Annotated in this window: 25 protein-coding genes; 8 read left to right on the top strand and 17 right to left on the bottom strand. The window is 72.7% G+C overall.

From position 1 onward, the window contains the following. Positions 1–22: 22 nt before the first annotated feature. From Q0195_RS14890 to dinB, 6 genes are all read right to left on the bottom strand, one after another. Positions 23–1,771, bottom strand: coding sequence for a penicillin-binding protein 2 (locus tag Q0195_RS14890; protein ID WP_299279930.1), 1,749 nt, complete (start codon positions 1,769–1,771; stop codon positions 23–25). Beyond that, the gene (locus Q0195_RS14885; RefSeq protein ID WP_299279928.1) at positions 1,768–2,151 is read right to left on the bottom strand and encodes a hypothetical protein; all 384 of its coding nucleotides are present in this window, start codon (positions 2,149–2,151) and stop codon (positions 1,768–1,770) included. The genes Q0195_RS14890 and Q0195_RS14885 overlap by 4 nt, the downstream gene beginning before the upstream one ends. Next, positions 2,148–3,146, bottom strand: a complete 999-nt coding sequence (gene rsmH / locus Q0195_RS14880) for a 16S rRNA (cytosine(1402)-N(4))-methyltransferase RsmH (RefSeq protein WP_299279926.1) — start codon at positions 3,144–3,146, stop codon at positions 2,148–2,150. Before rsmH ends, Q0195_RS14885 begins: the two co-directional genes overlap by 4 nt. Before the next feature lie 161 nt (positions 3,147–3,307). Then, positions 3,308–3,739: a division/cell wall cluster transcriptional repressor MraZ gene (mraZ, locus tag Q0195_RS14875; protein WP_299279959.1), complete on the bottom strand. Its 432-nt coding sequence runs from the start codon at positions 3,737–3,739 to the stop codon at positions 3,308–3,310. A 633-nt stretch (positions 3,740–4,372) separates the two neighbouring features. After that, entirely contained in the window at positions 4,373–4,747 is a 375-nt protein-coding gene (locus Q0195_RS14870) for a DUF3040 domain-containing protein (protein WP_299279924.1), read from the bottom strand. 101 nt (positions 4,748–4,848) lie between these two features. Continuing rightward, positions 4,849–6,111: a DNA polymerase IV gene (dinB, locus tag Q0195_RS14865; protein WP_299279922.1), complete on the bottom strand. Its 1,263-nt coding sequence runs from the start codon at positions 6,109–6,111 to the stop codon at positions 4,849–4,851. A gap of 27 nt (positions 6,112–6,138) precedes the next feature. Between dinB and Q0195_RS14860 the strand changes: the two genes are divergently transcribed. Then, a complete protein-coding gene (locus Q0195_RS14860) occupies positions 6,139–7,041 on the top strand; it encodes a fused MFS/spermidine synthase (RefSeq protein ID WP_299279920.1) in 903 nt (300 codons plus the stop codon). A 55-nt stretch (positions 7,042–7,096) separates the two neighbouring features. Here Q0195_RS14860 and Q0195_RS14855 read toward each other — a convergent pair whose 3' ends face one another. The 5 genes from Q0195_RS14855 to Q0195_RS14835 all read right to left on the bottom strand — a co-directional run bounded on the left by Q0195_RS14855 (position 7,097) and on the right by Q0195_RS14835 (position 11,730). Next, positions 7,097–7,300: a cold-shock protein gene (locus Q0195_RS14855; protein ID WP_299279918.1), complete on the bottom strand. Its 204-nt coding sequence runs from the start codon at positions 7,298–7,300 to the stop codon at positions 7,097–7,099. Positions 7,301–7,463: 163 nt separating this feature from the next. Then, positions 7,464–8,471 carry a PAC2 family protein gene (locus Q0195_RS14850; RefSeq protein WP_299279916.1) on the bottom strand — a complete coding sequence of 336 codons (1,008 nt, stop codon included), beginning with the start codon at positions 8,469–8,471 and terminating at the stop codon, positions 7,464–7,466. A 78-nt stretch (positions 8,472–8,549) separates the two neighbouring features. Then, positions 8,550–8,972 carry a response regulator gene (locus tag Q0195_RS14845; RefSeq protein ID WP_299279957.1) on the bottom strand — a complete coding sequence of 141 codons (423 nt, stop codon included), beginning with the start codon at positions 8,970–8,972 and terminating at the stop codon, positions 8,550–8,552. Positions 8,973–8,977: 5 nt separating this feature from the next. Then, positions 8,978–10,597, bottom strand: a complete 1,620-nt coding sequence (locus Q0195_RS14840; protein ID WP_299279914.1) for an ATP-binding protein — start codon at positions 10,595–10,597, stop codon at positions 8,978–8,980. After that, positions 10,594–11,730, bottom strand: coding sequence for a response regulator (locus Q0195_RS14835; protein ID WP_299279912.1), 1,137 nt, complete (start codon positions 11,728–11,730; stop codon positions 10,594–10,596). Before Q0195_RS14835 ends, Q0195_RS14840 begins: the two co-directional genes overlap by 4 nt. A gap of 114 nt (positions 11,731–11,844) precedes the next feature. Between Q0195_RS14835 and Q0195_RS14830 the strand changes: the two genes are divergently transcribed. The 3 genes from Q0195_RS14830 to mgrA all read left to right on the top strand — a co-directional run bounded on the left by Q0195_RS14830 (position 11,845) and on the right by mgrA (position 16,414). Beyond that, a complete protein-coding gene (locus tag Q0195_RS14830) occupies positions 11,845–14,061 on the top strand; it encodes a UvrD-helicase domain-containing protein (protein ID WP_299279910.1) in 2,217 nt (738 codons plus the stop codon). A gap of 87 nt (positions 14,062–14,148) precedes the next feature. Continuing rightward, positions 14,149–15,366, top strand: coding sequence for a phosphoglycerate dehydrogenase (gene serA / locus Q0195_RS14825; RefSeq protein WP_299279908.1), 1,218 nt, complete (start codon positions 14,149–14,151; stop codon positions 15,364–15,366). Positions 15,367–15,382: 16 nt separating this feature from the next. Then, positions 15,383–16,414, top strand: coding sequence for an L-glyceraldehyde 3-phosphate reductase (gene mgrA, locus Q0195_RS14820; protein WP_299279906.1), 1,032 nt, complete (start codon positions 15,383–15,385; stop codon positions 16,412–16,414). Positions 16,415–16,467: 53 nt separating this feature from the next. On the opposite strand, the gene nrdR is transcribed toward mgrA, so the two are convergent. Continuing rightward, a complete protein-coding gene (gene nrdR / locus Q0195_RS14815; protein ID WP_299279904.1) occupies positions 16,468–16,986 on the bottom strand; it encodes a transcriptional regulator NrdR in 519 nt (172 codons plus the stop codon). A gap of 123 nt (positions 16,987–17,109) precedes the next feature. Next, positions 17,110–17,592 (bottom strand): LysM peptidoglycan-binding domain-containing protein, encoded by a 483-nt coding sequence (locus tag Q0195_RS14810; protein WP_299279903.1) that lies wholly within the window; start codon positions 17,590–17,592, stop codon positions 17,110–17,112. Between the two features lie 204 nt (positions 17,593–17,796). Here Q0195_RS14810 and lexA point away from each other — a divergent pair, with 204 nt between their 5' ends. Beyond that, on the top strand, positions 17,797–18,468 hold the full coding sequence (gene lexA / locus Q0195_RS14805; protein WP_299279955.1) for a transcriptional repressor LexA: 672 nt from the start codon (positions 17,797–17,799) through the stop codon (positions 18,466–18,468). A 34-nt stretch (positions 18,469–18,502) separates the two neighbouring features. Here the strand turns inward: lexA and Q0195_RS14800 are convergent, their stop codons facing one another. Beyond that, the gene (locus tag Q0195_RS14800) at positions 18,503–19,468 is read right to left on the bottom strand and encodes a WYL domain-containing protein (RefSeq protein ID WP_299279901.1); all 966 of its coding nucleotides are present in this window, start codon (positions 19,466–19,468) and stop codon (positions 18,503–18,505) included. Positions 19,469–19,561: 93 nt separating this feature from the next. On the opposite strand from Q0195_RS14800, the gene Q0195_RS14795 reads away from it, so the two are divergent. Further along, positions 19,562–19,927, top strand: a complete 366-nt coding sequence (locus Q0195_RS14795; RefSeq protein ID WP_299279899.1) for a VOC family protein — start codon at positions 19,562–19,564, stop codon at positions 19,925–19,927. Positions 19,928–19,965: 38 nt separating this feature from the next. On the opposite strand, the gene Q0195_RS14790 is transcribed toward Q0195_RS14795, so the two are convergent. From Q0195_RS14790 to Q0195_RS14780, 3 genes are all read right to left on the bottom strand, one after another. Beyond that, positions 19,966–20,919, bottom strand: coding sequence for an L-lactate dehydrogenase (locus Q0195_RS14790; protein WP_299279897.1), 954 nt, complete (start codon positions 20,917–20,919; stop codon positions 19,966–19,968). Between the two features lie 314 nt (positions 20,920–21,233). Continuing rightward, positions 21,234–21,755, bottom strand: a complete 522-nt coding sequence (locus Q0195_RS14785) for a hypothetical protein (RefSeq protein ID WP_299279895.1) — start codon at positions 21,753–21,755, stop codon at positions 21,234–21,236. Positions 21,756–21,769: 14 nt separating this feature from the next. Continuing rightward, positions 21,770–22,066, bottom strand: a complete 297-nt coding sequence (locus Q0195_RS14780) for a hypothetical protein (protein WP_299279893.1) — start codon at positions 22,064–22,066, stop codon at positions 21,770–21,772. 161 nt (positions 22,067–22,227) lie between these two features. Here Q0195_RS14780 and istA point away from each other — a divergent pair, with 161 nt between their 5' ends. Beyond that, on the top strand, positions 22,228–23,802 hold the full coding sequence (gene istA / locus Q0195_RS14775) for an IS21 family transposase (protein WP_299279891.1): 1,575 nt from the start codon (positions 22,228–22,230) through the stop codon (positions 23,800–23,802). Beyond that, positions 23,799–24,162: ATP-binding protein (locus Q0195_RS14770; protein WP_299279889.1), on the top strand; the 364-nt coding region annotated here is incomplete at its 3' end. The genes istA and Q0195_RS14770, both read left to right, overlap by 4 nt.

The following is a 24,162-nucleotide window of genomic DNA, read 5'->3' as shown; positions in this document are numbered from 1 at the left end:
CGACAATCTATCCGCAGCCTGGTCACTCTGCGCGCAACGGGAAGAGTGACGGCGGCGACGTCGAGGGCGGGATGCCCAGGTGCTGGAGGGTGAAGGCGGCGATCTCCTTGAAGGCCGGTGCCGCGATGATCGAGGAGGGCACCTGGTGGCCGGGGTGGTAGACGACGATGCCGACGGCGAACTTCGGGTCCTCGGCGGGGGCGACGCCGACGAAGTTGGCCACCGTGCGGGTGAGGCGGCCGTTGGCGTCGGGGACCTGGGCGGTGCCGGTCTTGCCGGCGAGCCGGTACCCGTCGACCTGTCCGAGGATGCCGGTGCCCTCCTCGGAGACCACGCCCTCCATCATCGTGATCATCTGCTGGGCGGTCTCCTCGCTCACCACCCGCCGGCCCTCGGGCTCGGGGGCGGCGTGGAAACGGCCGGAGGCGTCCGTGGTGCCGTCGACCAGGCGCGGGGGGACGTAGACCCCACCGTTGCCGAAGGTGGCGACGACCCCGGTGTTCTGGAGCAGGTTGACCGCCATGCCCTGGCCGAACATCGTCGTGTAGCGCTGGCGGCCGTCCCAGGTGTCCGGGGTGCCGAGGATGCCGGGCGTCTCGCCCGGCAGCTCGATGCCGGTGCGCTCCCCCAGCCCGAAGGCGCGGAAGTAGGCGTAGCGCTCCTCGTCGCTCATCCGGTCCCCGATCTGCACCGTCCCGGTGTTGGAGGAGGTGGCGAGGATTCCGGCGACGGTGAGCTCCTCGGTGGGGTGGGGGTCGGCGTCGGAGAAGGTCTGCCCGGAGGGTGTGGTGTAGCGGTCCGGGGAGGTGAAGGTCGTCGTGGGGGTGACCGCACCGCTGTCGAGCGCGGCGGCGAAGGTGGGCAGCTTGCCGGTGGACCCGGGCTCGTAGGCGGCCTGGACGGCGCGCGAGCCGCGGTTCTCCGGCGGGGAGTCCTGGTAGTTGTTCGGGTCGACGGCGTCGGACTCGGCGATGGCCAGGATGCGCCCGGTGCCGATCTCCTGGACGACCATCGCACCCCATGCCGCCCGGTACCGGTCGACGGCCTCCTGGATGATCTCCTGCGCCCGGAAGTTGATGTCGCGGTCGATGGTGGTGTGGAGGGTGTCGCCCGGCTCGGCCGGGGTGACCTCGCGCAGCCCGGTGGGGATGGACTGTCCGTGCAGCCCGACCTCGACGACGCTGCTGCCGGGCACGCCGCGCAGCTGCTCCTCGAAGGCGAGCTCGAGGCCGGCCAGGCCCTCGCCGTCGCGCCCGACGTAGCCCAGGATGTTCCCGGCGGTGTTGCCGTTGGGGTAGATCCGCTCGGTCGTGGGCTCGGGCTCGATGCCCGGGATCCCGAGCGCGAGGATCTCCCGCCACTTCTCCGGTGTGAGGCCGCGGGCGATGTAGACGAAGGTGGAGTCGCCGACGAGCTGGGCGCCGAGCTCGGCGGGGTCGCGGTCGAGCACGGGGGCCAGCAGGGCGGCGGCGGCCACCGCACCGCGCTTCTCCTCCCCGTCGATCTCGGCGACGAAGTCGCGCACCTTGAGCTGGTTGACGCCGACGTTGTAGCGCTGGACGGAGGTGGCGAGCACCTCGCCGTTGGCGTCGAGGATGTCGCCGCGGGAGGCCTGGAGGGTGGAGTGCCACAGCCGGGTGTTCAGCGCGTCCTGCGCCAGCCGCGGCCCCTCGAGCGCCTGGACGTAGACGAGCCGGCCGGCGAAGACGATGACGACGGCGAGGACGACGGCGAGGACGGCGTTGTGGCGCCGGCGCAGGGTGCCGCTCACTCCTCCTCACTCCCGCCGAGGATCCTGCCCTCCTGGAGGAGGATGAAGTCGACGCGCTCGGCCGGTTCCATGCCCAGCTCCTCCGCCCGGCGGCGCAGCGCGGCCGGGCTACCGGCCTCCTCCACCTGCTGGACGAGGGAGGTCTCGGCTTCCAGGAGCCGGTTGAGGGTGCGCTGGTGCTCCTGGATGGCGTAGGCGTCCACCGCCATGTGGGTGTTGATGAGGAGGGCGGCGACGAGCGAGCCGAGGAGGATGGTCGCGCACAGCAGGAGGTAGGGCACGAGGGAACGCGCCGGGGCCGGGCTGCGGACGACCTGGAGCCTGGGGCGCCAGGACCGGCGCGGCTCGGCGACGGCGGTGCGGGCGGTCATCGCGCTCATGCGGCGCTCCTTGCTCCGGCTCGCATGTGGTCCGGGGTGGGTCGGGTGCGTTCGGCGGCGCGCAGTCGCACCGAGGCGGCGCGGGGGTTGGCGGCGACCTCGGCCGCGTCGGCCTCCTCCGCGCCGCGGGTGAGGAGGCGCAGGTAGGGCCGGTGGGTCTCCGGTTCGACCGGCAGGTCCGGTGGGGCGGAGGAGGTGGCCCCGCGGGCCAGCGCCCGCTTGACGGCCCGGTCCTCCAGCGAGTGGTAGGCCAGGACGACGATGCGGCCACCGACGACGAGGGCCTCGATGGCCCGCGGCAGGGTCCGCTCGAGGACGGCGAGCTCGTCGTTGACGGCGATGCGCAGCGCCTGGAACGTGCGCTTGGCCGGGTTGCCCCCGGTGCGGCGCGTCGCGGCGGGGATGGCGGCGCGGACGAGGTCGGCCAGCTCGCCGGTCCGGGTGAGCGGGTGCTGCGCGCGGCGCCGGACGATCGCGGCGGCGATCCGGCCGGCGAACCGCTCCTCGCCGTAGTCGCGCAGGATGCGGCGCAGCTCCCCGACGTCGGCGGTGGCCAGCAGGTCCGCGGCGCTGCTGCCGCGGGTGGGGTCCATCCGCATGTCCAGGGGGGCGTCACGGGAGTAGGCGAAGCCGCGCTCCTCCTCGTCCAGCTGGAGGGAGGAGACGCCGAGGTCGAGGAGGACGCCGGCGACGCCGTCGGGGGCGTGCTCGGCGACCACCCGGTCGATGTCGTCGTACACGGCGTGCACCGCCGTGAACCGGTCGCCGAAACCGGCGAGCCGGGCACCGGCGAGCTCGATGGCCTGCGGGTCCCGGTCGATGCCGACGACGCGCAGCTCGGGGAAGCGACGCAGGGCGAGCTCGCTGTGCCCGCCCATCCCGAGCGTCGCGTCGACCAGCACGGCGCCCGGACGCTCGACGGCAGGGGCGAGGAGCTCGAGGCACCGGTCGGCGAGCACGGGAACGTGCCGCTCGGCCGCGGGCTTGTCACTCACTCCCCTCACCTCCCTCGCGTCGTCGTGGTCCGGTCCTCGTGCTGTACCTGAGGTGGTCGGGGGCCCTCCACCACCCGACCAGGACTCCCGCCGCCAGACTCTGGCGCCGGGGAAGTGCGCCAGAGTCGCGGTGAGAGACCTCATCGTGTGGGGTCGGGCCGTCAGAACAGTCCGGGGACCACCTCCTCCGCGGTCTCGGCGAAGGCGTCCTCGGTGGCCGAGAGGTACTCCTCCCAGGCGGAGGCCGACCAGATCTCCACGCGGTTGCCGGTGCCGATCACCGCCAGGTCCCGCTCCAGCCCGGCGTAGGTCCGGAGCGGAGGCGGGATGGTGATCCGGCCCTGCTTGTCCGGCACCTCGTCGGTGGCGCCGGCGAGGAGGACGCGCGAGTAGTCGCGCACGCGGCGGTCGGTGACCGGTGCCTTGCGCAGCTGCTCATGGATCTCCTCGAACTCACGGATGGGGTAGGCCGCCAGGCAGCGCTCCTGCCCCTTGGTCAGGACCAGTCCCCCCGCGAGCTGGTCCCGGAACTTCGCCGGAAGGATGAGGCGGCCCTTGTCGTCCAGGCGCGGGTGGTACGTGCCGAGGAACACGCGGGTCACCACCCTTCGCCGGACCACGAGCCGCCAATGCGCCCCACATTACCCCACTTCCCTCCCCCGTCAACGACAAGACGGACCATTCCGTCCATCACTGTCGACAAATGCGCAGGTCAGAGCGGTGGAGGAAGGTGGAGGGAAAATCCGCTCGGGACTGTTGCGTGCGTCACGCAGGGGCGGTCGGTACCCGGGCGGTCACATTCCGCGCGGGGACGGGCCGGGTGGGGCGATGTGGAGGGGGCCGGGTGGGCCGAGGTGGAGGGCGCCGGGTGGGCCGAGGTGGAGGGCCGGGTGGGGCGAGGCGGAGGCAGCCGGTGGTGCGGAGTGGAGGTGGGGTGTCGGCGACCGGCGGCCTGCGGTGTCGCGCCTCCCGGTCGCGGGGTGGCCGCCGACGAGGGTGCGTCGGTGGGGCTGCGGCGGCGGTGCCCGTGGAGCGCGGTGGAGGGCGCGGAGCAGCGCGGGCCGGGTGGACCGACGCGGGCCGGGTCTTGCTCAGCGGCGGCGCTGCTCGCCGGTGAAGACGTCGGGCCGGGACGCGGACCGGTCAGGTGCAGCGCGGCGGAGCTGCGGCCGGGAACGCGAAAGGTCCGTCAGGGATCCTGACGGACCTCGCGTGGCTGTCGGTGGTCAGCGGCCGCGCTCGTCGCGGCGACGGTCCCACCGCTCCTCGAGACGCTGCATGAAGCCGGAGTCACGGCGGGCGGCCGGCCTGGCCTTCTTCCCGCCGCCCAGGGAGCCCGCCACGGCGCCCTTCGGCTTGGAGATCGCGAGCATCACCCCGCCGAGCATCGCGACGAAGCCGAGGACGCCCAGCCAGACGAGGGCGGCGGCGACACCGGCGACGAGCAGGGCCAGACCCGCGAGCACGAGAAGGGCACCTCCTGCGAGCCGGCGGCCGGAGTAGCGCTGCTCGGAGGTGAAGGTGCTCACCATCCGCGGGTCGGAGCGGAGCTGCTGCTCCATCTGGCTGAGCACCCGCTGCTCATACTCAGAAAGAGGCATCGGTCCTCCGATCCGGTCCACAGGGTGCCCTACCTCAGGGCGATTAACACAAGTTTAGGTCGCCGGAGGGTCGGGCGAAAGTCAACCGGGTTGGATACTGGTCACGTTCCGAGGTCCTCCCCCACCGCTCCCGCCCCGGCGTCGGGGCGGGGTGAGGCTGCGGGATCGAGCAGCGACGCCGGACGCAGTGCCGCCGGGCCGAAGCGGCGCCGGATGTCGTCCATCGCCGACTCCGCCTCCCGGCGGCGGTCCCCCTCGCCGAGCCGCAGCTGCACCCCCTCGTCGGCGGACTGGAGCTGCTCCACGCGCACGCCGAGCAGCCGCACGCCCCCGGCGGGCAGTGGGACGCCGTCGAGCAGGCCGCGGGCGACGGAGAAGATGTCGTGGGCGACGTCGGTGGCCTCCACGGCCCGGGAGCGGGTGATGGTCCGGAAGTCGGCCGACCGCACCTTGATCGCCACCGTCCGCCCCAGCCGGCCGGACCGGCGGAGCCGGGCGGCGGTGCGATGGGCCTGGTCGAGGAGCACCGCCTCGAGGGAGTCGCGGTCCTGGACGTCGGAGGCGAAGGTCGTCTCGGTCCCGACCGACTTCTCCACCCGCTCGGGCTCGACGGCACGCGGGTCCAGCCCGTTGGCAAGGTCGTGCAGCCGCTGCCCGGCCGCGACCCCGAGGATGCGGTGCAGGGTGCCCACCGGCTGCGCGGCGAGCGCCGCGACCGTGTCGATGCCGTACCGGTGCAGCCGCTCACGGGTCTTCTCCCCCACGCCCCACAGCGCCCCGACCGGCAGGGAGTGGAGGAAGGGGACGGTGGCGGCGCGCGGCACGAGGAGGAGCCCGTCGGGCTTGGCGTGGCTCGAGGCGAGCTTGGCGACGAACTTCGTCGCGGCCACGCCCACCGAGGCGGGCACGCCGAGCACGCTGCGGATGCGCCGCCGGATGTCGCGCGCGATCACCAGCGGCGGACCGAGCCGGCGCTGTGCCCCCGCGACGTCGAGGAACGCCTCGTCGATGCTCACCTTCTCCATCACCGGGGTGACGTCCGCCAGAATCGCCATGACCCGACGTGACATGCGCGCGTAGGCGTCGTGGTGCGGAGGCAGCACCACGGCCTGCGGGCACAGCGCCCGTGCCCGGGCCATCGGCATCGCGGAGTGGACGCCGAAGCGGCGTGCCTCGTAGGTGGCGGACAGGACCACCCCGCGCCGGTCGGCACCGACGATGACCGGCCGTCCCACGAGCTCGGGGCGGTCGAGGAGCTCGACGGCAGCGAAGAACGCGTCCATATCGACGTGCAGGATGGTGCAGCCGGCGTCGTCGGTGCCCCAGTCGCGCCGGGCACTCGCACTGCGCTCGCCCCTGCTCATCCCAGCGACAAGGTTAGCCTGGAGGGTATGCCCGAGCGCCCCTCCCCCCGACGGCGCCGCGGACGACGTCTGCCCTTCCCCCACCTGCCGGACGGTCCCGTGCGGACCTCCACCGGTGTCGTGGAGCTGCTGCGCGACCCGTCCCGCCCGTCGGCCGTCACCGTCTTCATCAACGACGCCGAGAGCTCCTACGTCGACCTCGCCGACCCGTCGTACCTCGAGTTCGAGTACATGCAGCAGATGACCGTGGTCCTCGACGAGGCCGGTTTCCCGGCGCCGCGGCCGCTGCATGCCGTGCACCTCGGGGGCGCGGGCTGCGCGCTGGCCCGGGCACTGGACGCGCAGCGGCCCGGCTCCACCCAGCTCGTCGTGGAGATCGACGCCGAGCTCGCCCGCCTCTCCCGGATCTGGTTCGACCTGCCCCGCTCGCCCCGGCTGCGCATCCGGGTGGCCGACGCCCGCGCGGCGCTCGGGACCCTGACACCGGGGGCGTGGGACGTCGTCGTACGCGACGTCTTCGCCGGGATCCAGGTCCCCGGCCACGTCCGTACCGTCGAGACGGCGCAGGAGGCACGCCGTGCCCTCACCCCGGACGGGCTCTACCTCGTCAACCTCACCGACCGGCCGCCGCTCACGGTGGCGCGGACGGAGGTCGCGACGCTGCGGGAGGTCTTCCCGCACGTCTCGCTGATCGCCGACCCGGCGATCCTGCGCGGCCGCCGCTACGGCAACGTCGTCCTCGTCGGCTCCGCCGCCCCGATCGCCACGCCGGCGCTGGAGCGGGCCCTGCGCGGGCTCCCGCTCCCGGTGAGGCTGGTCGCCGGGGAGGAGCTGGAGGCCTTCGCGGGGACGCACCGACCGACGTACGACCCCGCCCCCGTCGGTCCCGTCGGCCCCGTCGGCTCACCCGACCCCGCGGCGACCGGCTGACCGGACGACGAAGGGGCCCGCACCATACCGGTGCGGGCCCCTCACGATCTGCAGGTCAGAGCGAGCGGACGCTCTCCGCCTGCGGGCCCTTCGGGCCCTGCGTGATCTCGAACTCGACGCGCTGCGCCTCCTCGAGGGAGCGGTAGCCATCGGACTGGATCGCGGAGTAGTGGACGAAGACGTCGGCGCCGCCGCCGTCCTGGGCGATGAACCCGTAGCCCTTCTCAGCGTTGAACCACTTGACGGTTCCCTGTGCCATTCTGCTGTGTCCTTCCGGGGACGTCTGGGGCCGGCCCTGTGCCGGCCCCGCCTTGCCGCAATGCCTCGTCCCACGTGGTGCACAGCCCGGCCGGAGCCAGGGTCATACGTAAGCGAACTGCAACTGCAACGCCGCCCAGTGTGTCACGGGTGAGCGCCCGTGACTACTGTTTCGGCGCGCCGTCTTCGTCCGAGGCGTTCTCGGCCTCGTCCGCAGGCCGCTCCGCGGCGGTCTCGGGGCCGGTCCCCAGCTCCGTCGTGCGCCCGCCCAGGGACTCCTGGTCCACCTGGTCGGCGAGGAACGCCTCGACCGCCGCGCCGATCTCCTCGGCAGTGGGCAGCTCGACCGGCTGGGCGGTGAGCGTGGCCTTCGTCTCCTGGTTCGCGCCGCGCATGAACGCGTCGAACTGCTGCTCCAGGGCCCGCACCACGGCGGTCACCTCCGGCGAGGCGGACACCTGCCGAGCGATCTCCAGGGCGGCGGTGCTGGCGGCCTGCTCGAGGTCGCCGACGGGCAGGGCGAGGTCACCGGAGCGGGCCGTCTGCCGGATGAGCTCGGCGGCCGCCTGGTGGAAGGGGCTCTGGGCGAGGTAGTGCGGGACGTTCGCAGAGAAGCCCACCGCCTGGTGGCCGGCCTGCCCGAGGCGGTACTCGATGAGTCCGGTCACGCTGCCGGGCACCTGGATGGTCCCGATGATCTCCGGCTGGGAGGGGATGAGGCCCGGCTCGGTGGCGTGCGCGGTGACCGTGGTCGGCCGGGTGTGCGGCACACCCATGGGCACGCCGTGGATGCTGATCGTGCGCTCGACGCCGAACTGCTCGACGGCGTCGATGACGGCGTCGACGAACGCGCCCCAGCGCAGGTCGGGCTCCGAGCCGTGGAGCAGGAGCAGCGGGGTGCCCTCGTCGTCGCGGAGCAGGTCCAGCACGACGTACGGCTCGTCGTAGTCGGTCCAGCGCCAGTTCTCGAACGTCATCGGCGGTCGGTGGGCGCGGTAGTCGATGAGCTCGTCGATGTTGAAGGTCCAGACGCGCTGGGTGTCGAGGCTCTCGGTCAGGTGGCGAGCGGCGAGCGCTGCGGCATGTCCGGCGTCCATGGCACCGGTGAGCGCGTTGACGAGCACGCGCGCATGCACGTCACCTGCCTCGGGGTGCACGTCGTAGAGCTCCACCACCGTTCTCCTTCCTTCACTCGTCCATCGCTTCCGACAACGCCCGGTGAGCAGTGTTCATTCCCGCCCGTCCGCCGCTCAGCGTCCTGGGAGGCGCACGACGGAGACGAAGAAGTCGTCGATCTTGCGGACCACCGAGATGAAGCGCTCGAAGTCGACGGGCTTGGTGACGTAGGCGTTGGCGTGCAGGTTGTAGCTGCGCAGGATGTCCTCCTCGGCGTCGGAGGTCGTGAGCACGACGACGGGGATGCGTCGCAGGACCGGGTCCTCCTTGAGCTCGGCGAGCACCTCCCGCCCGTCCATCCGGGGCAGGTTGAGGTCGAGGAGGACGAGGTCGGGCGTGGCGGCCCCGGCGTAGGGACCCTGCTTGCGCAGGAAGGCCATGGCCGACTCACCGTCGGAGACCACGTGGAGCTTGTTGGCGACCTTGTACTCGGCGAAGGCCTCCTCGGTCATGAGGACGTCACCGGGGTCGTCCTCCACCAGCAGGACCTCGATCATGTCGCTCACGGCTCCGTCTCCGTCGGGTCGGCGTCGGCAGTCCCGGCGCCTGTCATGCCGCGGCCCATGATCCCACGGTCGGCGGGTGCGTCGGCCTCGACGCTCAGCAGGCCGCGCGGGTCGGTCGCCGGCAGGGTCCAGCGCACCGTGGTGCCCCGGCTGACGTCCTGGTGCTCGACCCAGATCCGACCCCCGTGGTGCTCCACGATCCGCTTGCACATCGCCAGCCCGATGCCGGTGCCGCCGTAGGCGTCCTTGGCGTGGAGGCGCTGGAAGATGGCGAAGACCCGTTCGGCGTGCCGCGGCTCGATCCCGATCCCGTTGTCGCTGCACCGGAAGAGCCACTCCGAGCCGACGCGCTCGACGCCGATGTGGACCTCCGGGACGGTGTCGGGGCGGCGGAACTTCACCGCGTTGGCCACGAGGTTCTGCAGCAGCTGGGTGAGCAGCCCGCTGTGGCCGAGGACCTCGGGCAGCGGGTCGGCGGTGACCCGCGCGCCGGTCTCCTCGAGGGTCTCGGTGAGGTTGCTCAGCGCGTCGGCCAGGCAGTCGGCGACCGCCACCGGCTCGGGCGGCTGCTGGTTGCGGCCGAGGCGGGAGAAGGCGAGGAGGTCCTGGATGAGCCGCTGCATCCGCAGCGCACCGTCGGCCGCGAACTCGATGTACTGGTGGGCCCGCTCGTCGAGCCGGTCGCCGTAGCGTCGCTGGAGGAGCTGGGTGAAGGAGGCGACCTTGCGCAGCGGCTCCTGCAGGTCGTGGGAGGCGACGTAGGCGAACTGCTCGAGGTCCCGGTTCGACGCCTCGAGCTCGGCGCGGGCGCTCTCCGTCGTGGCGATCTGGGTGACGAGGTGCCGGCGCATGTGCTCGACGTCCGCGGCCAGGGTGACGATCTCGTGGGGGCCGTCGACGGTGACGGGCCGGTCCAGGGCCCCGCCGGCCACCGCCCGGCTGTCGGACGCCAGCTCGGCGAGCGGGTCGATCACCCACTGCCGCAGGTAGCGCCACACGAGGATGCCGGCGACGAGGCCGAGGACGGCCAGCGCCAGCACCGACCCGAGGAGGACCTGCTGCCACGTGCGCATGGACTGCGCGCCCGCGGTGCGGAAGGCGATGAGCTCGTCCAGGGCGTCACGCAGCGGCCGGCGCACCTCGGCGAAGAGCTGCTCCCCCTCGGTGCGCCACTCGAAGTAGACCTCCCCACCGCCGCGCTCCCGGGTCTCCTCGATGAGCGGCTTGGCGTAGCCGGCCCGCCAGTGGTCGGTGGCGTCGGCCAGCGCGTCGAAGTGGGCGGTGAGCCCGGGCACCCGGGGAAGCACCGCTCCCAGGCCGGAGCGGACCTTGTCGGGCCGCCCGTAGGCGAGGTCCGTGTAGGCGGTGAGGAGCTGCTCGTCCCCGCTCAGTGCGAACGCCCGGACGGCGGACTCCGCGTTGACGAGGTCGGACTGGAGCTCCTCGAGCTCGACCACCGCGTTGAAGACGACGCCGGTGACCTCGTCCTGGTAGCGGGTGAGCTGGCTGAAGGCAATGACTGCCGCGAGGAGGGCGAGCCCGAGCGTGGCCCCGGTGACGAGGATCGCCGTGCGCAGCCGGCTCTGCATCGACCACGCCCCGCGGGAGCTCCTCACGCCGGCGCCCACCCCAGGAGGACGAACTGGGGCTCGCTGTCGTCGGTGGTGTAGGCCCGCACCACCCGCTCGACGGTGTCCGCGAGCGCCGTCTCATCACCGGCGCCGCTCGCCGCGGCGTCGAGGACCGCCGCGAGCGGCAGGCGCCCGGGGGCGCCGCCCGCCTGCTCGAGCACGGCGTCGGGGAGGATGAGCAGCCGGTCGGGGATCCGCAGGGGGGCGGCGACGACGGGGCGCGGCCCGGGACCGGCACCGAGCGGGACACCCCGCCCGTCGTCGGCGGCCAGGGCGGTGGCCCCCTCGTCGCCGAGCACCACCGGGCCGTGGTGCCCGGCGAGGTGGCACAGCGCGGTGCGGGTGGCGGGCAGCAGCTCGACGACGAGCGCCGGGACGAGGTCGGAGCCCGGGCCGGCGTCGACCACGCGGTCCAGGACGTCGACGAGCTCCGCGACGGGCACGTAGGTCAGTGCCAGCGCCCGGAAGGCGGCCCGCACGGTGGCGGCGAGCGCTGCCGCCTCCGGCCCGCCGCCGGCGGCGCTGCCGAGGAGGGTGAGCACGGTGCCGTCGGGCCGTTCGACGACATCGCACAGCTGGGGGGACAGCGGGTCGGAGGAGTCGGCGCGGACGAGGGACCGCAGCGGGGCGCCGGGCAGGTACGGCGCCGGACGCAGCCGCGCGGCGAACGCGGTGACCTCCTCGGCCCGCGCCCGCAGCTCCTCCTGCGAGCGCCGGTCGCGGTCGCCGCGGCGGTGCTCGACGGCGTACCGCACGGCGCGTCCCAGGGCCTCGCCGTCGACGCTGCCCTTGACCAGGTAGTCGTGGGCGCCGGCGCCGACCGCCTCCAGGCCGCGGTCGGCGTCGTCGAGCCCGGTGAGGACGACGACGGCGGCGTCGGAGGCGTCGCGCAGCTTGACGAGGGCGTCCAGGCCGGAGGCGTCGGGCAGCCCGAGGTCGAGGAGGATGCAGTCGACCGGTACCGCAAGCGCGTCCACCGCCGCCTCCAGGCTCCACGCCCGGGTGACGTCGGTGTCGAGGCCGGCGTCCCGCAGGAGCTCCTCGACGAGCAGCGCGTCGCCGTCGTCGTCCTCCACCAGCAGGAGGTGGAGGGCGGCCCGGGCCTCGGTGTCGGTCACAGCGGTCCTTCCGTCGGTCCGGCAATGGTACGCAGTCCGCGACCGTGGGCGGGCGCACCTCCGACCCCCTCGAGTCGTAGATAATGGTCTGCCGATCGAGACGGAAGCGGGGTCGTGGTGGTGCAGTCACAGCGGACCGGCGTGCCCTGGCAGGCCGACCAGGAGTTCGTCGACCAGGTCTACGAGCGTCTGGACGACCTGCGTCTCCGGTACCGCAGACGCCTGGAGGAGGTCCGCCGCCAGGGGGCCTCCGGCACCCCGCAGAACCGGTCCGAGCGCGACGCCTTCGCCACCCACTACGAGGACACCCTCGCGCGGCTGGAGCAGGTGGAGAACCGCCTGGTGTTCGGCCGCCTCGACCTTCAGGACGACTCGCGCCGCTACATCGGGCGGATCGGCATCTCCGACGACGAGCAGGAGTCCCTGCTCATCGACTGGCGGGCCCCGGCGGCCCGGCCCTTCTACCAGGCGACCGCCGCCCAGCGGGGTGACGTCGTGCTGCGGCGCCACCTCATGACCCGGGGCCGCGAGGTCACCGGGGTGGAGGACGAGCTGCTCGACACCGACGCCGAGGTCGAGGGGCTCACCGGCGAGGGCGCGCTCTTCGCCGCGATGGCCGCCGCCCGCGAAGGGCGGATGGGTGACATCGTCGCCACCATCCAGGCCGAGCAGGACGAGATCATCCGCTCCGACGTCGACGGCATCCTCGTCGTCGAGGGCGGTCCGGGCACCGGCAAGACCGCGGTCGCACTGCACCGCGCCGCCTACCTCCTCTACACCCACCGTGAGCGCCTGGAGCGCTCCGGGGTGCTCGTCGTGGGGCCGAGCCGGGTCTTCCTGCGGTACATCGAGCAGGTGCTGCCCTCGCTCGGGGAGAGCGGGGTGGTCGCCACCACCCTGGCCGACCTGCTCGCCGACGTGCCGGCGACCGGCACCGAGCCGGAGGAGGTCGCCGCCGTCAAGGGCCGGTCCGTCATGGCCCAGGTGCTGCGCAGCGCGGTCCGCGGCATCCCCCGGCCGCTGCGCGAGCCCGTGCTGCTCGACGTCGACGGCGAGCAGGTGCGGCTCGAGCCGGAGGACGTGCGCGCCGCTCAGGTGCGGGCCCGGCGCAGCGGGCGGCCGCACAACGTGGCCCGGCGCACCTACGCCACCGCGGTCCTCAACGCGGTGGTGCGCCGCTGGGCCGAGGAGAAGGGGCTGGACCTGGAGTCCGAGCAGGGCTGGCTCCTGCAGTCGCTGCGCGAGTCGCGCGACGCCCGCCGGGAGATCAACCTGCGCTGGATGCCGACCACCCCCGAGGGGCTGCTGCGGCGGCTCTACGCCGACCCCGGGCTGCTCGCCCGGCACGGCCGCGGGCTCTCGTCCCGCGAGCGCCGGCTGCTGCACCGGCCCGCCGACGCCCCGTGGACGCCGGCCGACCTGCCGCTGCTCGACGAGCTGGCCACGCTGCTCGGGGAGCTGGAGGACCCGCAGCAGGAGCGGGCCCGGCGCGCCCGGGAGGCGGAGCGGGCCGCCGCGGTCGCCTACGCCGAGCACGCGCTGCGCGAGGACGGGCTGGGCGGCGGGATCGTCGACGCACAGACCCTGGCCGAGCGCTTCGCCGAGCCGGAGGCCCGCCTCTCCCTCGCCGAGCGGGCCGCCGCCGACCGCGAGTGGACCTACGGGCACATCGTCGTCGACGAGGCCCAGGAGCTCTCCCCCATGGCGTGGCGGGCGCTGCTGCGCCGTAACCCGGCCCGCTCGATGACCCTCGTGGGCGACCTCGACCAGCGCTCCGGGCACCGCCCCGCCCACAGCTGGGCCGAGCTGCTCGGCCCGGCGGCGCAGGACGACGTGCGGACCGCGTCGCTGACGATCAACTATCGCACCCCGGCGCAGGTGATGCGGGCTGCGGTGCGGGTGCTCCGGGCCGCCGGGGGCGCCCACGCCGCACCGGCCCGCTCGGCCCGGGAGGTGCCCGACTCGCTGCGGATCACCCGGCTGGTGGAGGAGCGCGACCTCGTGGACGTCGTCGTGGCCGAGCACGCGGCACTGGGCGACGGCAAGCTCGCCGTCATCACCGCCGGCGACCGCGTCGCCCCCACCCGCGAGCTCCTCGCCACCCGCCTGGCCGCGGAGCTCGAGGCACCCGGCGGCGACGTCCTCGCCGCCCCGGTGGCCGTGCTCGACGCGGTGACGAGCAAGGGCCTGGAGTTCGACGTCGTCGTGCTCGTCGAACCCGCCGAGGTCGGGGCCGGCGGGCCCGGCGACCTCTACGTCGCGATGACCCGTCCCACCCGCCGGCTGCACGTCGTCCACCGCGGCGAGCTGCCCGCCGGGCTGGAGGGCTGACCGTCCTGGCGGACGTGCCCAACGCCACAGCCGTCCGGTGGGCGGATCGGCTACCTCCGCGGGCGCCGCGTACGTCACGATGGACGGGTGCGCGCACTGCTTCTGGAGAACCCCCACCCGAACGCCGACATCGCCCTGGAGAAGGCCGGCCTCGAGGTCGTCCGCCACGCCGGCGCGATGGACGAGGACGAGCTGATCGCCGCGCTGGACGGCGTGCGCATCCTCGGTATCCGCTCCAAGACCACCGTCACCGAGCGGGTCCTGGACGCCGCACCGAGCCTGCTCGCCATCGGCTCCTTCGCGATCGGCACCAACCAGATCGACCTCTCGGCCGCCGCGCACCGCGGCGTCGCCGTGTTCAACGCCCCCTTCTCCAACACCCGCTCCGTCGTGGAGCTGGCGCTCGGGGAGATCATCGCGCTGAGCCGGCGCCTCACCGTGCACGACCGCGCCCTGCACGACGGCATCTGGAACAAGTCCGCCGCCGGCTCCCACGAGGTGCGCGGCCGCACCCTGGGCATCGTGGGCTACGGCAACATCGGCACCCAGCTGTCCGTGCTCGCCGAGGCGCTGGGCATGCACGTCGTCTTCTACGACACGGCCGAGAAGCTGGCCCTGGGCAACGCCCGCCGCATGGGCAGCCTCGAGGAGCTCCTCGACATCGCCGACGTCGTCACCCTGCACGTCGACGGGCGAGCGGGCAACGCCGGCATGTTCGGTGCGGAGCAGTTCGCGCGCATGCGGCCCGGGTCGATCTTCCTCAACCTCTCCCGCGGCTTCGTCGTGGACTACGGGGCGCTGCGCGAGCACATCCTGGCCGGGAAGATCGTCGGCGCCGCCGTCGACGTCTTCCCCGATGAGCCCAAGCGCACCGGCGACCCGTTCGACTCCGAGCTGCGCGGGCTGCCCAACGTCATCCTCACCCCGCACATCGGCGGGTCCACCGAGGAGGCGCAGGAGGCCATCGGCGCGTTCGTGTCGAACAAGCTCGCGAGCTACCTCCTCGAGGGCACGACGACGATGAGCGTCAACGTCCCCCAGCTGTCCCTGGACCCGGCTCCCGGCGCGCGCTACCGGGTCACCTACCTGCACCGCAACACCCCCGGTGCGCTCGCCCTGGTCAACCAGGCCTTCGCCGAGCACGGGGCGAACATCGAGGGGCAGATCCTCGGCACCTCCGGCGACATCGGCTACGTCATCACCGACATCGGCGGGGAGCTGCCGGAGGAGGCCCGCCAGGCGCTGGACGAGGTGCCCGACACGATCCGGCTGCGGGTGCTGCTGGCGGAGCACGCCCGGGCCTGAGCACTACGGTGGGGTGATGACCTACGTACCCGCCGCCGACCGCTACGAGTCGCTGACCTACCGCCGTTGCGGACGCAGCGGCCTGGACCTGCCCCCGATCGCGCTCGGGCTGTGGCAGAACTTCGGGCACGACACCCCGCAGGCGACCCAGCGCGAGATCGTCCTGCACGCCTTCGACCGCGGCATCACCCACATCGACCTGGCCAACAACTACGGTCCCCCGCCGGGGGCGGCCGAGGAGTTCTTCGGGCGGCTGCTCGCCACCGACCTGGCGCCCTACCGCGACGAGCTCGTCATCTCGACCAAGGCCGGCTACCGGATGTGGCCCGGGCCGTACGGGGAGTGGGGCTCACGCAAGTACCTGCTCGCCTCGCTGGACGCCTCGCTGCGCCGCCTCGGGCTGGACTACGTCGACATCTTCTACTCCCACCGTGACGACTCGACCACTCCGCTGCACGAGACGATGGGGGCGCTGAAGACGGCGGTGGACTCCGGCCGGGCGCTGTACGCCGGCATCTCCTCCTACACCGCCGAGCGCGCCGCCGAGGCGGTGGCCGTCGCCGAGGAGATCGGGCTGCACCTGCTGGTCCACCAGCCGTCCTACTCGATGCTCAACCGGTGGGTCGAGCGGGGTGAGCCGAGCGCCCTGGACGTCACCGAGCGGGCCGGCATGGGCAACATCGTCTTCTCCCCGCTGGCGCAGGGAATGCTCACCGAGAAGTACCTCGACGGCATCCCCGCCGACTCGCGCGCCGCGCGGGGCGGGTCCCTGCGGCGGGAGTTCCTCACCGAGGAGAACCTCGCTCACATCCGGGCGCTGGCCGCGATCGCCCGGGAGCGGGGCCAGACCCTGGCCCAGCTGGCCCTCGCCTGGGTGCTGCGCGACCCGCGGGTCACCACGGCCCTGGTCGGCGCGTCGAGCGTCGCCCAGCTCGACGACTCGCTCGGGGCGCTGGACAACCTCGAGCTCAGCGCCGAGGAACTGGCCCGCATCGACGAGCACGCCGTCGACGCCGGGGTGAACATCTGGGCCGCGCGCACCCGCTGAGAGATGGAAACCGGTGACGGTGGCGGCTTCCCCTCCGCCACCGTCACCGGTGGTCAGCGCGAGCCGGGCTCGCTGGCGTCCACCCTAGCGGAGCCGTCCTCCGCCGGCTCGGCGGCCGGCTCCGGCGGCCGCTCGGCCCGCAGCGCCGCGATCGCCTTCTCGAAGTCCTCCAGCGACGTGAAGGAGGAGTAGACGCTGGCGAAACGCAGGTAGGCGACCTCGTCGAGCTCACGGAGCGGGCCCAGGATCGCCAGCCCGATGTCGTGGGCGTTGATCTGCGCGGCGCCGGCCGCGCGCACCGTCTCCTCCACCTGCTGAGCCAGCAGCGCGAGGTCGTCGTCGGACACGGGGCGGCCCTGGCACGCCTTGCGCACCCCGGCCACGACCTTCTCCCGGCTGAACGGCTCGATGACGCCGGACCGCTTGACGACCGAGAGGCTCGAGGTCTCGATGGTGGTGAAGCGACGGTGGCAGGCCGTGCACTCCCGGCGCCGGCGGATGGCGGAACCGTCGTCCGCCGTCCGCGAGTCGATGACCCGCGAGTCCGGGTTCCGACAGAACGGACAGTGCACGCCACGCTCCTCATCGGTCGGGCGGGCCGCTGGTCGGCACCGCTCGGGTGCACGGTACGGGCGGGTCGCCGCGCGGTGCAACATGCCGACGCTCGCGTGACGTCAGGGCGCGGGGATCCGGCCTCAGCCGGCCGGGACGAGCAGCTGCTGGCCCACCGCAAGGTCCCCGGACTCCAGACCGTTGATGCGGAGGATGTCGTCGACGACGTCGCGGACGTCCTGCCCCTCTGCGGCGGCGGTGGCACCGGCGATCCCCCAGAGGGTGTCCCCGGTGGAGACCGTCACCCGCTGGACCGGGCCCGAGTAGGACTCCCCGCCGGCCATGACACTGCCGAGCCAGCTGCCCGTCGCGACGGCGAGGAGCGTGGCGAGGAGGAGCAGCGCCGCGGAGCGGACGAGCCGACCGCGCGCAGTGAGCCGCAGGCCCGGCCGCTCCGTGCGGGCGACCGACGGAGTCGACCGGGGAGGGGTGACGGCGGCCGGACGCGCCGGCCGCTGCACCTCCGGGGCAGGGACGAAACCGGGCCCCACGAGCTGGAGGTGGCGCGGCCGGGGCCGCGCACCGGCACCTGGGCTGACCGGGGTGGGAACTGCCAGCGCACTCATCCTCTACTCCTTCGAACGCCTGTACGTCGAACGTCTGTGCGACACCGTACTACGCCCCACCGACACTGTCGACACGCCGTCGAACAGATGTTTGATCTCCGGGTCGGGGCCTTCTACGCTGTCGAGCACGAGCCCACCACCGACCACTGACATCGAGGAGCGCGAGCCGTGAACGCAGGCCAGGACGACCAGGGCGGGGCGACCGTGCACGAGCTCCCCGAACGCACAGCACCGGACGGCGCGCTCACCGAGCGTCAGCGGCTCGTCCTCGAGACCATCCGGCGGAGCGTCGACGAACGCGGCTACCCCCCGACCATGCGGGAGATCGGCCGCATCGTCGGGCTGACCAGCCCCTCGTCGGTCAAGCACCAGCTCATGGCGCTGGAGCGCAAGGGCTACCTGCGCCGCGACCCCAAGCGGCCCCGGGCCATCGAGATCGTCGGCAGCGAGGTGCAGGGCTCCCAGCAGCTCGGCAGCCCGGAGGACGCCAGCGACGCCCCGGCGCCCACCCTCGTCCCCGTCGTCGGGCGGATCGCGGCCGGTGGGCCGATCCTCGCCGAGCAGACCGTCGAGGACGTCTTCCCCCTCCCCCGCCAGCTCGTCGGTGACGGCGAGCTCTTCCTCCTGCGGGTCACGGGCGACTCGATGATCGACGCCGCCATCTGCGACGGCGACTGGGTCGTCGTGCGGCGCCAGCCGGTGGCGGAGAACGGGGAGATCGTCGCTGCGCTCATCGAGGACGAGGCGACGGTGAAGACCTTCCAGCGCAGGGACGGCCACGTGTGGCTGCTCCCTGCCAACGACGCCTACTCCCCCATCGACGGGGACAACGCCCGGGTGCTCGGACGGGTCGTGTCCGTCCTGCGGAGCCTCTGACCACCACCTCGTCGGGCGGCACCGGTGCCGCCGGTCAGCGCGTCCGCGACGAATGGCGCGCGGCGAGGTCGGCGGCCAGCGTCCGCACCCGGTCGCGTGCGGCCGCAGGGCCGAGGACCTCGATGTGGTCGCCGAACTGGAGGAGCTGGCGTACCGACTCGACGTCGGGGTAGCGGACGACGACGGTGCACCACGTCCGTCCGGTGTCCCTCACCTCGCCGAGTCGGGCGCCGAGGATACGCCGCGCCAGGTCGAGACGGCTGGTGCGGAGCAGGGCGGTGACCTCCACCTGGCCCGCGGTCTCGGTGTGTTCCCGCAGCGCGGTCCACACGGTGCGCAGCGTCTGCCCCGCGCGTAGGCGCACCTTCTGCTCGAGGAGCTCGTACGCCGCGAGCCGCTCCAGCGCGAACAGCCGTCCGGCCCCGCCGTCGTCGGCGACGAGGTACCAGCGGCCTGCCTTCACCACCAGCCCGTACGGGTCGACCACCAGGGTCGCGGTTCTCGCCTCGGCGCTGCGCCGGTACCGGATCCGTAGCCGGCGGCGGTGCCGCAGGGCCTCGGCGAGCTCTGCGACGTCGACCTCCGTGCGCTCGTCCGCCAGCCATGCCGTGCTCTCGACCAGGACGACGTCCACGAGGCGCGCCCGAGTTCCCTCGCCGGGCATACCGGCCTGACGGGCGGCGATCTTGCGCGCAGCCGTCTCGTGCACCGCCGTCAGTCCGAGACGGGCGAGCAGCCGCTCGTCCAGGCCCGTGACGGAGAGCGCCTCCAGCTCCGGCGGGTCGAGGCGCGCGGTGTCGATCCGGGCACCGGGGAGCAGCGCGACCCCGCCGTGGCGGCCCCGTTCGGTGTAGACCGGTACCCCGGCCGCGGAGAGCGCCTCGACGTCCCGGAGCACCGTCCGCCGGGAGACCTCGAGCCGTTCCGCGAGCTCCGTCGTCGTCATCCGCCGGCGGGTCTGGAGGAGCAGGAGGAGGTGGAGCAGCCGGGATGCCCTCATGCTCATCATCCTCCCCCGAATAGATGACAGCTACTGTCGTGTATCAGGAGTTTCCTGACGGCGTCACTGCACCACGACCGGAAGGAGCCACCCGTGCCGGCGCCCAACCTGTTCCTCATCTACGTCCAGGACGTCGTGAAGGCCAGCGCCTTCTACCAAGACCTGTTCGACATCGAGCCGGCTTTCACCAGCCCCCGCTACGTGGCCTTCGAGCTCGCTCCAGGCGTGCTGTTCGCGCTGTGGAGCGGCCGCAGCGAGCACGCGGTCCCGAGCACACCGCGCACCAGCGAGGTCGGGCTCATGGTGCCCGGGCCGGCATCGGTCGTCGACGACATCTACGCCGAGTGGGTCGAGAAGGGCGCGCGGGTCGTCACAGCGCCGTACGACGACGTCTTCGGCCGCACCTTCGTCGTCGCCGACCCGGACGGGAACCTCATCCGGGTCTCCCCGGTGGACTGAGGGCGCCGTGGCGCTCAGGACGCTTCGGCGGACGGCGGTCACATCCCCAGCTCGCGCAGCGTGCTGCGGATCCGCTCCGCGCTGGCGCGCAGACCGGCGCGCTCCGCAGTGGTGAGCGGCGGCAGCAGCTGCTCGCCGGCGCCGTCCCCGCCGACGACCGTGGGCACCGAGAGGCACACGTCGGAGATCCCGGCGTAGTCGGTCAGGAGCGTGGAGACGCTGAGCACGCGGTTCTCCGAGCGCAGCACCGCCTCGATGATCCGGACCGCGGCGAGCCCGACCGCGTAGTTGGTCGCTCCCTTGCCCTCGATGATCCGGTAGGCGGACTCGACGACCTCCCGGGCGATCTCCGCCCGGGCCTCCTCGTCGAGGAGCGGACGGTGCACCGTGCTCCAGTCCAGGAGCGGCACCGCACCGATCGTCGCCGAGCTCCACAGGACGATCTCCGAGTCCCCGTGCTCCCCGACCACGTAGGCGTGGATGTTCGGCACCGCGATGCCGGTCTCCTGGGCGATGCGGTAGCGGAGCCGGGAGGTGTCGAGCACGGTGCCCGAGCCGAAGAGCCGGTTGCGTGGCAGCCCGGAGATGGTCAGCGCCGCCTGGGTGACGACGTCCACGGGGTTCGTCACCATGAGGTAGACGGCGTCCGGCGCCACCTCGGTGAGCCGCGGCACCAGCTCGCGCATGAGCCCGACGGTGCTCGCGGCGAGGTCGAGGCGGCTCTGTCCCGGGCGCTGCTTGGCCCCGGCGGTGATGACGACGATGTCGGCGCCGCGGCACACCTCGATGTCGTCCGAGCCGACGACCTGCGCGGGCGGCATGAACTGGATCCCGTGGGCCAGGTCGAGCGCCTCCGCCTCGACCTTGGCCCGGTTGATGTCGTAGAGGACCACCCGGTGGGCTGTGCCGCCCATGAGCAGGGCGTAGGCGAGGGTCGACCCCACGGCCCCGGCCCCGACGATCGCCACCGTGCTCGTCCGTGTCTCGCGCATGCACCGCTCCGCTCGTCTCGAAGGTTCCATGGTGCCGTAGGCGGCGACCGACGCGCAGTCCGGCGGTGTGGGCGGTGGTGTACCTCCTGCCATGAGGCCGGTGACGTCCCTCGACGTTCGATGGTCTTTGCGGATGGCGGGAACCTGTCGTTCAGGAGTGTGTCGGAGAGCACCCCGGCACCGGTCACTTCAACGGACAGGCGTTGGGGGACGGCAAAGGTCGACGTAAGCATCCACTGCACGGCAGCGGGCCGTTGGGGCCGGGAAGCGTTCGTCTTACGGAACACCAATCGCAGCATCCCGTGACCGGACCGCTATGACCCCAGCCTCCACCTGATGAAGATGATTCCGGCGACGCCGATTACTGCGATCCACAGCACGGCTTCAGGGCGCTCGATGATGACGACCTCATGTGTCGCCTCGAGTGTTTGCGCCTGTTCGGAGGTGATGCTGTCGATGATCGCGTCGATGGCGGAGGGGTCGTCGGCGTAGTAGAACGCTCCGCCGCGATTTGTTATGGCCTGCTCGTAGGCGTCAGCGGAGTAGGCGTCCCCAGAGGCGATGAAGAGTCCGTAGAGGCCGATTCCGCGGTCAGCGGTGACGTCGACAGCCTCCTGCAGGCTGTAGATCGGTTCGCCGATCACCTGGTTGTCGGTAGCAAGGATGATGGAGCGCGAACGGTCGGTCTCCTCGGCGTCGAAGCTGAAAGCACACGATGCCAGGCCATCGCCAACCAATGAGGAGGCGTCCTGATCCAGGGACAAGGTGCCGGTCACGAACTCCTCCAACTCCGGGGTGATCTCCAGCGAGTACGGCAAAGCGGCGGTGCTGAGCACGTGCGCGGCGTGCGTCAGCTCGTTGTTGACGAGGTCGTAGTCGTCGGTGAGTGGGAAGACGGTGCGGAGGTGCGGTTCCAGATCGACATAGCGATGCGTTCGCGCTCGAAGCTCTGGACCATCTGGGAGAACTTGTCGACGAGTTCGGCATCGAACTCGATCATCGACCCGGAGACGTCCAGACACAGCATGATGTCGCGGTTTGCCATAGCCGCGGCGCGCACCTGCCGATCTACTGGGCGAGCCACCAACAGCGCGGTGCCGATCACCGCGAGCAAGAGGCACAGAGCGAGACCGGTGCTAGCGGACATACCAACCTCCCTGTAGGCGGACACGGACTTCCCTGCTGACGGACAGCTGATCTCCCTGTCTGTGGCCATGGGGCCGGGCCCGTGTTGGTCCCGTCGTGGGCGTCCCTCCGGGGTTTGCTCGAGGTCTTCGACCACCTTGAGCAGTTCCACCGGAGGGACGCATGAAGAAGTGTGACAGGGAGATCATGGAGATTCTTGAGGCGTATGACGCCACCGGCAGTGCGCACTCGGCGGCGCAGCTGGCCGGGGTCGACCCGAAGACGGTGCGCCGTTACGTCGCGGCTCGCGACGCCGGCCGTCGGGTGACCGGGCCGGCGCGGCGACCGCGGATCATCGACCAGCATGTGGCGAAGATCGAGGAGTGGGTCGAGCGCAGCCAGGGCAAGGTCCGCGCCGACGTCATCCACGAGCGACTGGTGGCGATGGGGTTCACCGGCACCGAGCGCACCACCCGGAGAGCCGTCGCCGAGGCGAAGGCGGCGTGGAAGGTCGGACACCGGCGCACCTATCGGCCGTGGATCACGGAGCCGGGCCTGTGGCTGCAGTTCGACTGGGGCGAGGGACCGCGGGTGCCGGGTCCGGACGGGACGTTGCGGCGGACGTTGTTGTTCTGCGCGTGGTTGGCATGGTCACGGTTCCGGGTGGTGATCGCGGTGTGGGACCAGACCCTGCCGACGCTGATCGCCTGCCTGGACGCCACCCTGCGACGGATCGGTGGGGTGCCGAAGTACGTGCTGACCGACAATGCCAAGACGGTGAGCATCGACCACGTCGCCGGCGTGGCGGTGCGCCATCCCGAGACCGTCGCGGCGGCCCGTCACTACGGCACCCAGGTCCACACCTGCATCCCCTTCGACCCCGAGTCCAAGGGCGGCACCGAGTCCACCGTCCGCCTCGCCAAGGCCGACGTGGTGCCCACCGAGGCCAACCTGCGCCCGGCCTACGGCTCGTTCGCCGAGCTGGAGGTCGCGTGTGAGGAGTTCTGCGCCAAGGTCAACAGCCGCGTCCACCGCGAGTCCGCGCGCATCCCGGCCGAAGCACTGATCGACGAGCGGGCCCGGCTGCACGTGCTGCCGGCCGCCCCGCACACCCTGGCGCTGGGCCAGACCAGGACGGTGAATGCCGACCAGACGGTGCGCTACGGGTCGGTGCGCTACTCCACCCCGCCCGGCCTGGTCGGGGCGGAGATCTGGGTTCGGGTGAGTGGGACCGAGCTGGTCATCGTCGCTGACCTGGACGCGCTGCCGCGCCGGCCGCAGTGGGCCGGGGAGCGTCGGGGACTGGTCGAAGTCGCTCGCCACCGACTCTCCACCCCGGGCACTGCGCGGATCGATCTGGCGCACTATCCCGACCACCCGCAGGACCCCGCCGGGGCTCCGCGCCCGCCGCGGCCGCGGGCGCGCAGCCAGGCCGAGGGTGACTTCCTTGCTCTGGGTGAGGGGGCCCGAGACTGGTTGGTCGCTGCCTCGGCCGCGGGGGCGACACGAATCCGGGCGAAGATGGCCGCCGCCGTCCAGACCGCCGCCCTGGTCGGAGCCCCGGTCGTCGAGGCGGCCCTGGCCGCGGCTGCCGAGGCCGGACGGTTCGGCGAGGAAGACCTCGCCGCGATCATCACCCACCAGGCCACCACCACCACGCCCACCGGCGACCTCGTCCTCGCCGACGAGACGCACTCGGCTCAGCCCGGCACCGCCACCTGGGCCGGCTTCACCACCAGCAAGGAGACCACCCAATGAACCCGACCACGACGAGCATGCCGGCGGCGCCGCCGCTGCCCGAGGACCTGACCGCCGTCCTCAAGCGCATGCGCATGCCCTACCTACGCGCCGCCGCCCCCGACGTCCTGGCCACGGCCAGGGCGCAGCGCTGGGACCCCACCGAGGTGCTGCGCGTCCTGCTCGGCGAGGAGGCCCGCGGCCGCGACGAGGCCACCCGAGCGATGCGCCGCAAGGCCGCGGGCCTGCCGGCCGGGAAGACGTTTGATTCCTGGCGCGAGGACGACAGCAGCATCCCGGCCCCGACCCAGTCGGCGCTGGCCACGCTGGAGTGGGTCCACCGCGCCGAGAACCTGGCCATCTCCGGCCCGTCGGGGACGG

It is taken from the genome of uncultured Georgenia sp., assembly GCF_937958535.1.
Classification (GTDB): Bacteria; Actinomycetota; Actinomycetes; order Actinomycetales; family Actinomycetaceae; genus Oceanitalea.
Note: the sequence above shows the minus strand (reverse complement) of the source record. Positions and strands in the feature narration are given on the sequence as shown.

Excerpts from the sequence above, each read along its gene's own strand:
- Q0195_RS14885 (WP_299279928.1), bottom strand. The coding sequence starts at position 2,151 with ATGAGCGCGATGACCGCCCGCACCGCCGTCGCCGAGCCGCGCCGGTCC.
- Q0195_RS14855 (WP_299279918.1), bottom strand. The coding sequence starts at position 7,300 with ATGGCACAGGGAACCGTCAAGTGGTTCAACGCTGAGAAGGGCTACGGG.
- Q0195_RS14845 (WP_299279957.1), bottom strand. The coding sequence starts at position 8,972 with ATGATCGAGGTCCTGCTGGTGGAGGACGACCCCGGTGACGTCCTCATG.
- Q0195_RS14860 (WP_299279920.1), top strand. The coding sequence starts at position 6,139 with ATGCCCGAGCGCCCCTCCCCCCGACGGCGCCGCGGACGACGTCTGCCC.
- Q0195_RS14790 (WP_299279897.1), bottom strand. The coding sequence starts at position 20,919 with ATGCGCGAGACACGGACGAGCACGGTGGCGATCGTCGGGGCCGGGGCC.
- Q0195_RS14800 (WP_299279901.1), bottom strand. The coding sequence starts at position 19,468 with ATGAGGGCATCCCGGCTGCTCCACCTCCTCCTGCTCCTCCAGACCCGC.
- dinB (WP_299279922.1), bottom strand. The coding sequence starts at position 6,111 with ATGAGCAGGGGCGAGCGCAGTGCGAGTGCCCGGCGCGACTGGGGCACC.
- istA (WP_299279891.1), top strand. The coding sequence starts at position 22,228 with ATGAAGAAGTGTGACAGGGAGATCATGGAGATTCTTGAGGCGTATGAC.
- mgrA (WP_299279906.1), top strand. The coding sequence starts at position 15,383 with ATGACCTACGTACCCGCCGCCGACCGCTACGAGTCGCTGACCTACCGC.
- Q0195_RS14870 (WP_299279924.1), bottom strand. The coding sequence starts at position 4,747 with ATGCCTCTTTCTGAGTATGAGCAGCGGGTGCTCAGCCAGATGGAGCAG.
- Q0195_RS14780 (WP_299279893.1), bottom strand. The coding sequence starts at position 22,066 with ATGTCCGCTAGCACCGGTCTCGCTCTGTGCCTCTTGCTCGCGGTGATC.
- Q0195_RS14810 (WP_299279903.1), bottom strand. The coding sequence starts at position 17,592 with ATGAGTGCGCTGGCAGTTCCCACCCCGGTCAGCCCAGGTGCCGGTGCG.